The sequence below is a fragment of the Nocardioides sp. zg-1308 genome (genome assembly GCF_013155375.1).
GTDB classification, from domain to species: domain Bacteria; phylum Actinomycetota; class Actinomycetes; order Propionibacteriales; family Nocardioidaceae; genus Nocardioides; species Nocardioides renjunii.
The window spans coordinates 2374801-2386480 of sequence record NZ_JABJQY010000002.1 but is presented as its reverse complement, the minus strand read 5'-3'; the positions used below and the strand labels follow the sequence as shown (position 1 = coordinate 2386480).

Here is an 11680-nt window from a genome sequence, read left to right as displayed (position 1 = left end):
CCGGCGCAACTACGACGCGCGACGGGTGGCGCCGCCGTGGGAGCCCTCCCCCGGGCCCGCCCCGTGGCTGGGCCGCACGGCGATGCCGGTGCTGCGGTCGCGCGCCTGCGGCGGCGTACGGCGGGTGCCCGCCGGCAGGTCCTTGGCGAGGGCCCTGCCGAGCCGCTGGGCGGCGACGTCGCGGTCGACCTCGCCGCGCCCGTCCCGGCTGACCCACGACACCCACAGCATGGCCACCGCCGTCACGACGACGGAGGGCACGAGCCAGAGCAGGATCTCCACGCACCGGAGCCTAGGCCTCCGCGACCGTGGGCTGCGTCAGGTCCTACGGCGTGCCGACCCACTCCTCGGTCCGGTCGTCGAAGACCTGGTGCTTCCAGATCGGCACCTCGGCCTTGAGGGTGTCGATCAGCGCGCGCGACGCAGCGAAGGCGTCGCCGCGGTGGGCGGCCGTGGTGGCGACCACGACGGCGAGGTCGCCGATGCGCAGCTCGCCGACGCGGTGCACGGCGGCGACGCCGCGCACGTCGTGCTCGGCCGCCACCCGCCGGCACACGTCCCGCAGGCGCTCGAGCGCCGTGGGGTGAGCGGAGTAGTCGAGGGCGGTGACCCCCTTGCCCCCGTCGTGGTCGCGGACCTGCCCGACGAAGAGCGTGAGCCCACCGGCGCCGTCGTCGCCGAGCGCGTCGAGCACCTCGGTGACGTCGAGCGGGGTGTCGCGGATGTCGACGAGTCTCACGGGGTCGGGGACGGGGTCGGTCACGGCTCAGAGTCTAGGCGCGCGGGGATGCCGGGGCTGGGCGCGGTGAGTACCGTTGACGCCATGAGTGACACCCCCGGAGGCTCCGGACCGGCTGGGCAGGGCCCCGACGACGACAACCCCTTCAAGGGCACGCCCTTCGAGCAGATCTTCTCGCAGATGGGCGGCTTCGGGGCCGGGGGCGGCATGCCCGACCTCAACGCCCTGATGGCGCAGATGCAGTCGCTCTTCGCCCCGCACGAGGGCCCCGTCAACTGGCAGACGGTCACCGACCTGGCACGCCGCACCGCCGCGCAGGAGCCCGACCCCACGGTCACCGCCGCCCAGTCGGGCGCCGTCGCCGACGCCGTGCGACTGGCCGACCACTGGCTCGACACGACCACCGAGTTCCCCTCCGGCGTCACGACCACCGCGGCGTGGTCACGTGCGGAGTGGATCGTGGAGACCATCGACGTCTGGAAGGTGCTCGTCGAGCCGATCGCCGGCTCCGCCACGTCCGCCCTCGGGCAGGCGATGCCCGAGGAGATGAAGCAGCTCGCCGGCCCGCTCATGGCGATGCTCGGCAAGGCCAGTGCGGCGATGGTCGCCTCCCAGGTCGGCAGCGGGCTCGGCGCGCTGGCCGGCGACGTCCTCAGCGCCTCCGACATCGGCCTGCCCCTCGGACCGATCGGCAAGGCGGCGCTGCTGCCCACCAACGTGGCAGCGTTCGCCGCCGAGCTGCCCGGCGTCACCACCGACGACGTGCTGCTCTACCTCGCCCTGCGCGAGGCCGCGCACCAGCGCCTCTTCGCAGGCGTGCCGTGGCTGCGCGACCACCTCATCGGCGCGGTCGCCGAGTACGGCGCCGGCATGGACTTCGACACCTCCGGCATGGAGGAGAAGCTCCGCGGGATGGACATGGCCAACCCCGAGGCGATGCAGGAGGCGCTCGCCGGCGGGCTGTTCGACCCCGAGCCGTCCGCCGCGCAGAAGGCGGCGCTGGAGAAGCTCGAGGTCACCCTCGCGCTCGTCGAGGGCTGGGTCGACGAGGTGGTCAGCCAGGCCACCGCCGAGCGGATGCCCGCCGCCGCCAAGCTGCAGGAGACCGTACGCCGCCGCCGCGCCGCGGGCGGGCCGGCCGAGCAGACGTTCGCCACCCTCGTCGGCCTCGAGCTGCGGCCACGCCGGCTGCGCGACGCCTCGACGCTGTGGGGCTCGCTCCGCACGCGCCAGGGTGCCGAGGCCCGCGACGGCGTGTGGATGTCGCCGCACCTCCTGCCCACCGCCGAGGACCTCGACGACCCGCTCGGCTTCCGTGAGGACTCCGTCTCGCCGGGCGAGCTCTCCGACGAGGAGTTCGACGCCGGGCTGCGCGACCTCCTCGACGGCGGCGGCGACGACCCCCGGTCCGAGTGAGCACCGGCCTCCACGCGAGGGCGGTGGCCGCGCTGACCGGCTGGGCACCGCCGTCGGTCGACCAGGCCGCGCTGCGCGACCGCTTCCTCGCCCACCTCGCTGCGCACCCGGACGGGCTCGCCAAGGCGTGCTTCCCCGACCACCTCACCGCCGGGGCGATCGTGGTGTCACCGGACGGCGACGCCGTCCTGCTCAACCACCACCGCAAGGCCGACGCGTGGCTGGCCTTCGGCGGCCACCTCGAACCCGGCGACGGCTCGCTCGCCGACGGCGCCCGCCGCGAGCTGGTCGAGGAGTCGGGCCTGGCGTCGTTCACCTTCGACCCCGAGCCGCTGTGCCTCGACGCCCACGCCGTGGAGTTCTGCTCCGCCCGGGGCACCGTCCACCACCTCGACGTGCGCTTCCTGGCCGTCGCCGACCCCGGCGGCACCCACGCCACCAGCGAGGAGTCGCTCGACGTCCGTTGGTGGCCCGTCGACGACCTGCCGGCGACCTTCGACGACATGTACGCCCTCGTCGACGTCGCGGTGGCCCGCGTGCGCGGCCGGTCGGACGCCGGACGTCGGACCGGCCTGTCCTAGCCGGTCCTGGCCCGCCGGGCCGTCCGCCTAGTCGGCGTCGTCGCTCAGGTCCTCGACCGGGTCCTCGACCGCTCCCCCGTCCGGCTGCTCACCGCCGGGCGGCGGCTCGAGGCGGGCGGCGGCGGAGTAGCCCTCGAGGTAGCCCTTGGCCTTCTCGGCCCGCGGGTAGCGGTCGACCCACGCCCAGAAGGCCGGCGTGTGGCCCGCCTCGAGGAGGTGGGCGAGCTCGTGCACCAGCACGTAGTCGACCACCCACCCGGGCACCTTCTGCAGCCGGTGGCTGAGCCGGATCGTGCGGTCGCCGGGGGTGCAGGAGCCCCAGCGGGCATTCTGGTTGCTCACCCAGCGCACCGACGCCGGCACAGCGAGCCCGCCGAAGTAGAGGTCGTTCAGCGTGGCCGCCCGGGCGACGAGGTCGTCGTCGGAGCGCATCCTGCGGCGCTCCTGGCGCTGGATGCGGGCGACCATGTCGGCCACCCACGTCGCCTCGTCGCGCTTGCTCATGGTGGCGGGGATGAGCACGACGATGCGGTCACCGTCGCGGTAGGCCGAGACCGTCCGCCGCCGGCGCCGCGAGCGGCGTACCTCCACCTCCGGGACCCCCGGCGGCGTCGGCGCAGTCGTGCTCATGGGGCGAACCTAGCCGTCCGCACCCACGACGTCCCGGAGCCGCGCTCAGAGCCGGGAGGCGGCCCAGGCGAGCAGCCGGTCGCGCTCCCAGGTGTTGACGATCCGGTCGGGGTCGATGCCCGCCTCGGTCGCCCGGGCCGCACCGTGGTCGAGCATGTCGAGCTGGCCGGGGGCGTGGGCGTCGGAGTCGATCGAGAACAGGCAGCCGGTGTCGCGCGCCAGCTCGAGCAGCCGGGTGGGCGGGTCGCGGCGCTCCGGGCGGGAGTTGATCTCGACGGCGACGCCCTCCTCCGCACACGCGGTGAAGACGGCGCGCGCGTCGAACTGGCTCTGCGGACGGGTGCCGCGCCCGCCGGTCACGAGGCGGCCCGTGCAGTGCCCCAGCACGTTGGTGTGCGGGTTGCGCACCGCGCCGATCATCCGCCTCGTCATCTGCGGGGCCTCCATCTTGAGCTTGGAGTGCACCGACGCGACGCGCACCTGGAGCCGCCCGAGCATCTCGGGGGTCTGGTCGAGCGACCCGTCGTCGAGGATGTCGACCTCGATGCCCTTGAGGAGGGTGAAGGTCCCGTCGAGGTGCTCGTTGACCGCGTCCACGACGGCGAGCTGCCGGGTGAGCCGCTCCGCGCTGAGCCCGTTGGCGACCCGCAGGCGCGGGCTGTGGTCGGTGAGCACGAGGTAGTCGTGGCCGAGCTCCATGGCGGTCATCGCCATCTCCTCCAGCGGCGAGCCGCCGTCGGACCAGTCCGAGTGCGAGTGCAGGTCGCCGCGCAACCGCGCGCGCAGCTCCTCGCCGCCGGTGGCGAGCGGGCCCGCCGTCTCCTCCAGCGCCCGCAGGCGCTCCGGCACGACACCGTTGCAGGCGTCGGTGATCACCGCCGCGGTGCTCGGGCCGATGCCCGCGAGCTCGGTGAGCGTCCCGTCCGCGGCGCGCCGGCGTACGTCCTCCTCGGGCAGCGGCAGGATCGTGCGCGCCGCCTTGCGGAACGCCTCGATGCGGCGGGTCTCCTCGCGCTGGCGCTCCATGAGGAAGGCGATGCGGCGCAGGGTGGCGACGGGTCCTCGCGCCTGGTCGGGTGCCTGGCTCGACGTGCTCTCGGCCAACTTCTCTCTCCTCACCACCGCGCTGCTGCCGTTGTCGCTGGTCACCCGCACAGTACGGCGCCGCGCCGTGCACAGGGCGTCCACAGGCCTGTCCACAGGGGTGGCCCCCCCCTGCGTGGACCCGGTCAGTGGCCCGGTCAGTGGCCCCGGAACTCCGGCGCCCGCTTCTCCTTCGCCGCGCGGATGCCCTCCTGGAGGTCCGCGGTGGCCAGGGTCATCGGCTGGGCGAGGGCCTCCCACTGCAGCGCCGCCTCGAAGTCGGCGTGGCCGCCGTCGGCGAGGGCGATCTTGGTCAGCCGGGCCGCGATGGGCGCGGTCGCGGCGATGCCCGCGGCCGTCTCGAGGACCTCCTCGAGGAAGCCGTCCCGGTCGATGACCCGCGAGACCATCCCGAGGCGCAGGGCCTCGTCCGCGTCGACCACCCGGCCGGTGAGCAGCAGGTCGCGCGCGTGGGCGGGACCGACCACCTCGGGCAGCAGCCACGTGCCGGCCATCCCGGCGTGCATGCCGAGCGTGTTGAACGGCACGCCGAGCCGGGCGCCCGCGGCGGCGTAGCGGATGTCGCAGGCCAGCGCCAGGCAGAGCCCGGCCCCGATCGCGGGTCCGTTGACCGCGGCGATGGTGGGGACCTCGAGGCGCCGGACCGACAGCCAGGCGCGGTAGAACGGCAGCATCCGGCTGCGCAGGCGGTCCACGCTCGCCTCGGGCTCGCTCGCGATCCACGACGTGTTGCCGCCCGAGCAGAAGGCGCCGCCCTCCCCGGTCACGACCAGGGCGCGCAGCGAGGTGTCGGCGGCGAGGTGGTCGATCGCGGCGACCCACGACGAGGTCATCTCGTCGCTCATCGCGTTGCGCATCCCCGGGTTGTCGAGGGTCAGCAGCGCGACCCCCTCGGAGGGCCGCTCGAGGCGGAGGTGGGCGAGGTCGGCAAGGGGCTCCGGCATGGCCTGAGGGTACTGAGCCGGCCAGGCGTGGCGGGAGGCGGATTCACGCTCAGCGCGTGTGGTGCGTGAGCGTGGGTCACGCGTGGCGTAGTGTCGTCGACGGAGCGCTGGCACCCGCCGGCCCTCCCCGGCGGGCTTCCCCCTCGACCACCCCGCCGCGACGACCACGAAGTTACGAAGCAAGGAGGCCGTCATGGCGGAGACCTGGAGCGGTGAGTTCTACTGCGTCAAGTGCAAGGAGAAGCGCGAGGCGGAGGGCGAGATCAAGGTCAACGACAAGGGCACCAAGATGGCCAAGGGCGTGTGCCCGGTCTGCGGCACCAACCTGAACCGCATCCTCGGCAAGGCGTGAGCCTCACCCTGTGAGCACCTGACAGCGGCGCCGCCCCCCGGGCGGCGCCGCTGCTGCATTCACGGGGCTGTGGACGACCGGCCGTCGCCGCGTCCCGCGTGGCAACGTCAGGACATGCCCGCCAGCCTGCCCGCCAGCGCCCGCCCCTGGTCCGTCCCGCTCCGCGCCCAGCTCGACTGCCCCCGCGCCTGGCGCGAGCCGGTGCTCGCCGCCCTCACCGCGGCCGGCGTCGTCGTCGACGCCGCCGCGCCCGTGGGCCTCGCCGTGGCGGCCGGCCGTCAGGTGTCGGGGACGGTCGACGACTGGACCGTGTCCTCGCTCCCCCACCTGCTGGTCGGCGTCCGCCCGCACGCCGTCGAGGTGGGACCGTGGGCGGCGCCCGGCGTCGGTCCGTGCGCCCGGTGCGTCGCGGCGTACGTCCTCGACGAGGGTGGCGCGGTGCACGACCCGCAGCCGCCCCGCCCCCTGCTGGCGATGGCCGCCGGCGCGGCGGCCCGCGAGCTCGCCGCCTGGGCTCGCGGCGAGACGCCGTCCACCTGGCTGACGTCGTGGCTCCTGGACCACGAGCCGGTCCCGCGAGACCGGCGCTGGCAGCGCCACCCCTACTGCGGGTGCGCCTGGTTCGAGACCGGCTGACCCGCCGCGAGCGGCGCGGTCACCACCACTCGCTGTCGAGCTTGCCCTCCATGGCTCGCAGGTTGCTGCGCGAGCAGGTGTCGCAGAACGCCCGGCGCCGGCCGTTCTCCACCGCGACGGTCCAGGTGAGGGTCTCCGCCTCGGGCGCCTCGGTGCCGCAGAAGGCACAGGTGACCACGTCGCTCACCCGGCCGAGGCTACCCCCGGGACGCAGACGAGCCGGTACGTCGTCACCGTGACGACGTACCGGCTCGTGCTGGGTTCACCCGCGATCAGGGTGGAGCGTGTCCCGAGGTCCGTCCTCGAGGTGCTGTGCTCAGATCGCGCGAGCGAGGGCGAGACGCGCCTGCTGCGCGGCCTGCTCGGCCTTGCGGCTCAACCGACGGGCCATGGCCAGGTGGTGGCCGCGTCGCAGTTCGTGCGCCTCTCCCAGGCGCGCGGACATTTGCGCGCGTGCGAGTTCTTCATGCATGAGATTCATGTCGTTGCGTCCATTTCGGTAGGTATTCATTGAAGTTGATTCCTGTATTTCCTTGGAGGGGATGACGCGGTGTGCCTACGCGGCGGGCTGGTCGGACTTGCGGGGCCGGCCGCGCGGCCGCTTGCGCGGGATCACCACGCCCTGGAGGAAGAGCTCGCCTCCCCAGACGCCCCACGGCTCGCGCCGCTCGAGGGCTCCGTCGAGGCACAGCGCCTGCACGGGGCAGTCCGTGCACAGGGCCTTGGCGTGCTCCACGTCCGCGGGGGACTCGGCGAACCACAGCTCTGCGTCGTTGACGCGGCAGGGCAGCAACTCCTCATCCACTCCGGCAGCTGCGTCGTGCAGGGCGCCCAGTGCAGCCTGCGGCTCCAGCTGGGTCTGTGCGTCGGCAGCTCGGGGGCGGTCGAGAACGCTGATGGTCATGTGTTCACCTCCTACTCGTTGACCTGATCGCGGATGGAATGGATCGGTGGGACAAACAAAGAGGCCGCGGATCCCGGTGTCGGGTTCCGCGGCCTGGAGGCTGCCGATGCGAGGTGTGACCTAGCTCGACGGACTCCAGGCAGGAGAACCCGGGAAATCGCCCTTGATGCGAACGATGGCGGCGGCGTCCTGGACAGCCACCACGCCGGCGCCGAGGGCGCGCGTGTGCGCGCAGGGGCGGCCGAGGGTGGACATGCCGAAGGACGGCGTCCACGCCGTCATCGTCATCGTGTAGTTCTCCATGGGGGCCACCTCCTTCGGTGCGTCGGGCGCGGATCGTTGTCAGCGATCCCAGTGCGCGGGTTGTTGTGAGTGGAACGCTAGACCCTGGGTGTCGTCAGGGGCAAACCATTTTATGGGTATTACCAAGAATTTCTTCGAGAATCTTCGCCGGGGCCCCGCGACGGCCCGCCCGCGAGCCTCGCGCGAGGCTCGTGGGCGCTCCGACGAACCCTCAGCGAGAGGACTCGGCGGCGACCAGGGCGAGCACCTCGTCGCCGTACTTGCTGATCTTGCTCGGTCCCACGCCACTGATGGCGCGCAGTCCGGACTCGTTGCTGGGGACGTGCTCGGCGATGAGCTGGAGGGTGGCGTCGGTGAAGATGACGAACGCCGGCACGCTGTCCTCCGACGCGCGCGCCAGGCGCCACTCGCGCAGCTTCTCGAACAGCGCCTCGTCGTAGGACGCCGGGCAGTCGGCGCACCGGCCGGTCTTCTTCTCCCGGGCGTTGGACAGCGCGCCCCCGCACTCGCGGCAGTGGAGCGCGGCGCGGTTGCGCTTGCTCCGCTCGCGGCGCTGCCCGGAGACGCCCGGCACCCCGTCGAGCACCGGGGCCAGGAAGGGCGAGCTCCCCCGGTTGGCCCGACCACCAGGCTCGCGCGCGACCGCCCAGGACACCGCGAGCTCGTCGCGGGCGCGGGTCATGGCGACGTAGAGCAGGCGCCGCTCCTCCTCGATCTCGGCCGGCGTCTGGGCCTGCGAGATCGGCATCATCTTCTCGTGCATGCCCGCGACGAAGACGGCGTCCCACTCCAGGCCCTTGGCCGAGTGGATGGTGGCGATGGTGACCGCGTCGGCGACCGGGGCGTGCTGCTCGCCGGCACGCCGGTCGAGGTCGTCCACGAGGTCGCCCAGGACCGCGTCGGGGCGCTCGCGGCCGAAGTCGGCAGCCAGGTCGACCAGCGCCTGGAGGGACTCCCATCTGTTGCGGACCTCGCCCCTGCCCTCGGGCGGGTCGGTCGAGTGGCCCATCTGGGACAGCACCGCCACCACGGAGTCCGCCACCGGACCGGATGCCTCACCGCTGCGGGCGGCGCCGCGGACCAGGGTGATGGCCTGCCGCACCTCGGGGCGGTCGAAGAAGCGGGCCGCACCACGCACGACGTAGGGCAGGCCTCGCGCCGCGAGCGCCTCCTCGAAGCGCTCGGACTGGGCGTTGATGCGCAGCAGCACCGCCATCCGGCTGGCGGGGGTGCCCGCGGCCCGCAGCCCCGCCAGGCGCTCGGCGACCGCGTCGGCCTCGGCGACCTCGTCGGTCGCCTCGCGGTAGGTGATGCGCGCTCCCGCGGGTCGCTGGGCGACCAGGTCGACGCCCTTGCTGGCGGTGCCGGCGAGCAGCTGGTTGGCCGCGGTGACGATCTCCGGCGTCGAGCGGTAGTTGCGGACCAGCTCGACGCTCGTGGCGGTGGGGAACTTGTGGGTGAACTCGCGGAGGTAGCGCGCGTCGGCGCCGGCGAAGGAGTAGATCGTCTGGGCGGGGTCACCGACGACGCACAGCTCGTCGCGGCCACCGAGCCACAGGTCGAGGAGCGCGTGCTGGAGCGGGGAGACGTCCTGGAACTCGTCGACGACGAACCACTTGTACTGCCGGCGCACCTGCGCCGCCACCGCCTCGTTGTCGGCCAGCAGGCCGGCACCGAAGAGCAGGACGTCCTCCATGTCCATGCGCCCCTGGCCGCGCTTGACCTCCTCGTAGGCGTCGAACGCGCGGGCCACGACCTCGGGCTCGAGGCCTGACACGGCCCGGCCGCGCGAGCGGGCCAGCGCGGCGTAGGCGTCGGGACCGACGTTGGACACCTTGGCCCACTCGATCTCGCTGGCGAGGTCGCGCAGCGTCGCCTTGTCCACGCTCAGCCGCTGGCGCCGCGCGGCCAGGGCGAGCATGCCGAGCTTGGACTCGGTGAGCTCGGGCAGGTCGCGCTGGTGGACCCGCGGCCAGAAGAACCGGAGCTGGCGCAGGGCGGCGGAGTGGAAGGTGCGCGCCTGGACGCCCGGGGCGCCGAGGCGACGCAGCCGCTCGCGCATCTCGCCCGCCGCCCGCGTGGTGAACGAGAGCGCCAGCACCTCGGTGGGGGCGTAGACGCCCTGGGCGACGCCGTGCGCGATGCGGTGGGTGATCGCGCGGGTCTTGCCGGTGCCCGCGCCGGCGAGGACGCGCACCGGCCCGCGCAGCGCCTCGGCGACCTGTCGCTGCTCGGGATCGAGCGCTTCGAGCAACGGAACAACTCCTGCGACGTCGTGGTTGAGAGGGGTGTTCGCCAGCCTAGACGTCGGAGGGGACACTCCATCCCATGACCTTCACCATGTTCACCACCCCCTGGTGCGGCTACTGCCACCGCCTCAAGAGCCAGCTCGACCGCGAGGGCATCGCGTTCTCGATCGTCGACATCGAGCAGGAGCCCGACGCCGCGTTCACCGTCGAGCAGGCCAACGGCGGCAACCAGACGGTGCCCACGCTCCTCTTCGCCGACGGCAGCACGCTGACCAACCCGTCGGTGGCGCAGGTCAAGGAGAAGCTGGCGGCGCTCGCGTGAGCCTCGCCCCCACGGTCGTCGGCGAGCAGGGTTAGCCTGCTGTCGTGTCCTTGCTCAACTCGATCGACCGCGACCACGTCCTGACCGCGATGGAGACATGGGACGCAGCCGGCGGGGCCAACTACATGCTCGTGCGCGGCGGTGTCTCGACCCACGTCCTGCTGCACCACGGCAAGGAGTACGACGCCGCCGCCATCGCCGGCATCGCTCACGGCCTCGCCACCGGACGTACGCTCACGCCCGCCGACATCCCGGGCGGCTCGGCCGGTGCGACCAAGGCGCTGAGACGCCTGGGCTTCGAGATCCGCGACGACTCGCCGCCCGAGCGCGTGGCCGGCACGCGGGCGACGCGGTCCAGCGCCCCGTCGAGCTCCTCCGGCTCATCGCGGACCCGGACCACCTCGACCCGCAGCACCGGCACGAGCCGTCCGCGCGTCGCCGCGAGCGACCGGCCGGTGAACCTCTGCCCGCGCTGCTTCATCGCGCTCCCCGCCACGGGGATCTGCGACCAGTGCGACTGAGCCGGGCTGCGGTCAGCCCCAGCCCGGCCCGTCGAGGGGCCGGCCGAACCAGCTCTCGATGAGCGAGGACGAGATCGAGATGCCGTGCGGCACCGCGACCTCGCCCGAGCGCACCGCCGCCTCGAGCTCGGCGCGCGTCCACCAGCGCGCCTCCTCGATCTCGGCGCCGTCGACGTCGATGTCGGTCGTCAGCGCACGCCCGGTGAAGCCCAGCATCAGGCTGGCCGGCAGCGGCCACGGCTGGCTGCCGAAGTAGCCCACCTCGCCGACCCGCACGCCGACCTCCTCCTCCACCTCGCGCCGTACGGCGTCCTCGAGGGTCTCCCCCGGCTCGCAGAAGCCGGCGAGGGTCGACCAGCGGCCTGTCGGCCAGGCCCGGTTGCGACCGAGCAGGAGCGCCTCGTCGTCGCCGTCGCCGCTCGTGATGGCCATGATCACCGCGGGGTCGGTGCGCGGGAACTGGGCGCGGTCGCACTGCGTGCACCGCAGCTCGTGCCCGGCGGACCGGCTGACCAGCGTCCCGCCGCAGCGCGGGCAGAACCGCGTCGCGTGGTGCCACTCGGCCAGCCCGATCGCGTGCATGAGCAGCGGCGCCTGGTCGGGCGCGTGGTCGGCGACCGCGGTCAGCACGGAGCGCAGCGGCACCCACTCCTCCGGGTCCCCCGGCGCGTCGTCGGGTTCCACGAGGACCGCGAGGTGCACGACGCCGTCCGCGTCGCCGAGCAGCACGAGCCGGCCCTCGGGTGCGGCGTCGGGGCTCACCCACGCGACCGCGCCGTCGACCGGGCGCAACCGGTTGCCCGCGACCACCAGCACGCGGGTGGCTTGGTCGGCCGTCCGCTCGGCGAGCCACGCCTCGTCGGTCCGGCGCAGCCCCATCCGGTTGTGGGCGTGCGCCGACAGGGCGACGTGCGGGAGGGGGCGCTCAACGGGGCTCGGGTCGCTCACGCTTTCCCACGCTAGTCGGTAGCGTTCGGCC

At 73.6% G+C, this 11680-nt stretch carries 17 protein-coding genes; 7 read left to right on the top strand and 10 right to left on the bottom strand.

Annotated elements, in window-relative coordinates; genetic code table 11:
- Positions 1-9: 9 nt before the first annotated feature.
- Complete coding sequence (locus HN031_RS13255) at positions 10-282, bottom strand: hypothetical protein (protein WP_172270567.1); 273 nt, start codon at positions 280-282, stop codon at positions 10-12.
- 43 nt (positions 283-325) lie between these two features.
- The gene (locus HN031_RS13250) at positions 326-763 is read right to left on the bottom strand and encodes a molybdenum cofactor biosynthesis protein MoaE (protein ID WP_172270565.1); all 438 of its coding nucleotides are present in this window, start codon (positions 761-763) and stop codon (positions 326-328) included.
- Between the two features lie 60 nt (positions 764-823).
- Here HN031_RS13250 and HN031_RS13245 point away from each other — a divergent pair, with 60 nt between their 5' ends.
- Both HN031_RS13245 and HN031_RS13240 read left to right on the top strand, forming a co-directional pair.
- Entirely contained in the window at positions 824-2155 is a 1332-nt protein-coding gene (locus tag HN031_RS13245; protein WP_172270563.1) for a zinc-dependent metalloprotease, read from the top strand.
- Positions 2152-2736 (top strand): NUDIX domain-containing protein, encoded by a 585-nt coding sequence (locus tag HN031_RS13240; RefSeq protein WP_172270561.1) that lies wholly within the window; start codon positions 2152-2154, stop codon positions 2734-2736. Before HN031_RS13245 ends, HN031_RS13240 begins: the two co-directional genes overlap by 4 nt.
- A gap of 27 nt (positions 2737-2763) precedes the next feature.
- Here the strand turns inward: HN031_RS13240 and HN031_RS13235 are convergent, their stop codons facing one another.
- The 3 genes from HN031_RS13235 to HN031_RS13225 form a co-directional block, all read right to left on the bottom strand.
- A complete protein-coding gene (locus tag HN031_RS13235; protein ID WP_172270559.1) occupies positions 2764-3366 on the bottom strand; it encodes a M48 family metallopeptidase in 603 nt (200 codons plus the stop codon).
- A gap of 45 nt (positions 3367-3411) precedes the next feature.
- Positions 3412-4470, bottom strand: a complete 1059-nt coding sequence (locus HN031_RS13230) for a PHP domain-containing protein (protein WP_253943064.1) — start codon at positions 4468-4470, stop codon at positions 3412-3414.
- A 137-nt stretch (positions 4471-4607) separates the two neighbouring features.
- Positions 4608-5414 (bottom strand): enoyl-CoA hydratase/isomerase family protein, encoded by an 807-nt coding sequence (locus HN031_RS13225; protein ID WP_172270557.1) that lies wholly within the window; start codon positions 5412-5414, stop codon positions 4608-4610.
- A gap of 193 nt (positions 5415-5607) precedes the next feature.
- Between HN031_RS13225 and HN031_RS13220 the strand changes: the two genes are divergently transcribed.
- Together HN031_RS13220 and HN031_RS13215 are read left to right on the top strand one after the other, a co-directional pair.
- Complete coding sequence (locus HN031_RS13220) at positions 5608-5766, top strand: DUF5679 domain-containing protein (RefSeq protein ID WP_090969683.1); 159 nt, start codon at positions 5608-5610, stop codon at positions 5764-5766.
- Between the two features lie 114 nt (positions 5767-5880).
- The gene (locus HN031_RS13215) at positions 5881-6402 is read left to right on the top strand and encodes a hypothetical protein (RefSeq protein WP_172270555.1); all 522 of its coding nucleotides are present in this window, start codon (positions 5881-5883) and stop codon (positions 6400-6402) included.
- A gap of 19 nt (positions 6403-6421) precedes the next feature.
- Here HN031_RS13215 and HN031_RS13210 read toward each other — a convergent pair whose 3' ends face one another.
- Positions 6422-6589 (bottom strand): hypothetical protein, encoded by a 168-nt coding sequence (locus HN031_RS13210; RefSeq protein WP_172270553.1) that lies wholly within the window; start codon positions 6587-6589, stop codon positions 6422-6424.
- 48 nt (positions 6590-6637) lie between these two features.
- On the opposite strand from HN031_RS13210, the gene HN031_RS13205 reads away from it, so the two are divergent.
- Positions 6638-6916 carry a hypothetical protein gene (locus HN031_RS13205; RefSeq protein WP_172270551.1) on the top strand — a complete coding sequence of 93 codons (279 nt, stop codon included), beginning with the start codon at positions 6638-6640 and terminating at the stop codon, positions 6914-6916.
- 42 nt (positions 6917-6958) lie between these two features.
- Here the strand turns inward: HN031_RS13205 and HN031_RS13200 are convergent, their stop codons facing one another.
- From HN031_RS13200 to HN031_RS13190, 3 genes are all read right to left on the bottom strand, one after another.
- Complete coding sequence (locus HN031_RS13200; protein WP_172270549.1) at positions 6959-7306, bottom strand: WhiB family transcriptional regulator; 348 nt, start codon at positions 7304-7306, stop codon at positions 6959-6961.
- A gap of 120 nt (positions 7307-7426) precedes the next feature.
- Positions 7427-7609, bottom strand: coding sequence for a hypothetical protein (locus HN031_RS13195; RefSeq protein WP_172270547.1), 183 nt, complete (start codon positions 7607-7609; stop codon positions 7427-7429).
- Positions 7610-7820: 211 nt separating this feature from the next.
- The gene (locus HN031_RS13190; RefSeq protein WP_253943063.1) at positions 7821-9863 is read right to left on the bottom strand and encodes an ATP-dependent DNA helicase UvrD2; all 2043 of its coding nucleotides are present in this window, start codon (positions 9861-9863) and stop codon (positions 7821-7823) included.
- A gap of 74 nt (positions 9864-9937) precedes the next feature.
- Here HN031_RS13190 and HN031_RS13185 point away from each other — a divergent pair, with 74 nt between their 5' ends.
- Positions 9938-10180: a mycoredoxin gene (locus tag HN031_RS13185; protein WP_172270545.1), complete on the top strand. Its 243-nt coding sequence runs from the start codon at positions 9938-9940 to the stop codon at positions 10178-10180.
- A gap of 44 nt (positions 10181-10224) precedes the next feature.
- Positions 10225-10701, top strand: a complete 477-nt coding sequence (locus HN031_RS13180; RefSeq protein ID WP_172270543.1) for a hypothetical protein — start codon at positions 10225-10227, stop codon at positions 10699-10701.
- Positions 10702-10713: 12 nt separating this feature from the next.
- On the opposite strand, the gene nudC is transcribed toward HN031_RS13180, so the two are convergent.
- Positions 10714-11649 (bottom strand): NAD(+) diphosphatase, encoded by a 936-nt coding sequence (gene nudC, locus HN031_RS13175; protein WP_367650760.1) that lies wholly within the window; start codon positions 11647-11649, stop codon positions 10714-10716.
- Positions 11650-11680: the final 31 nt, after the last annotated feature.

Excerpts from the sequence above, each read along its gene's own strand:
- HN031_RS13200 (WP_172270549.1), bottom strand. The coding sequence starts at position 7,306 with ATGACCATCAGCGTTCTCGACCGCCCCCGAGCTGCCGACGCACAGACC.
- HN031_RS13185 (WP_172270545.1), top strand. The coding sequence starts at position 9,938 with ATGACCTTCACCATGTTCACCACCCCCTGGTGCGGCTACTGCCACCGC.
- HN031_RS13195 (WP_172270547.1), bottom strand. The coding sequence starts at position 7,609 with ATGGAGAACTACACGATGACGATGACGGCGTGGACGCCGTCCTTCGGC.
- HN031_RS13245 (WP_172270563.1), top strand. The coding sequence starts at position 824 with ATGAGTGACACCCCCGGAGGCTCCGGACCGGCTGGGCAGGGCCCCGAC.
- HN031_RS13215 (WP_172270555.1), top strand. The coding sequence starts at position 5,881 with ATGCCCGCCAGCCTGCCCGCCAGCGCCCGCCCCTGGTCCGTCCCGCTC.
- HN031_RS13220 (WP_090969683.1), top strand. The coding sequence starts at position 5,608 with ATGGCGGAGACCTGGAGCGGTGAGTTCTACTGCGTCAAGTGCAAGGAG.
- HN031_RS13235 (WP_172270559.1), bottom strand. The coding sequence starts at position 3,366 with ATGAGCACGACTGCGCCGACGCCGCCGGGGGTCCCGGAGGTGGAGGTA.
- HN031_RS13225 (WP_172270557.1), bottom strand. The coding sequence starts at position 5,414 with ATGCCGGAGCCCCTTGCCGACCTCGCCCACCTCCGCCTCGAGCGGCCC.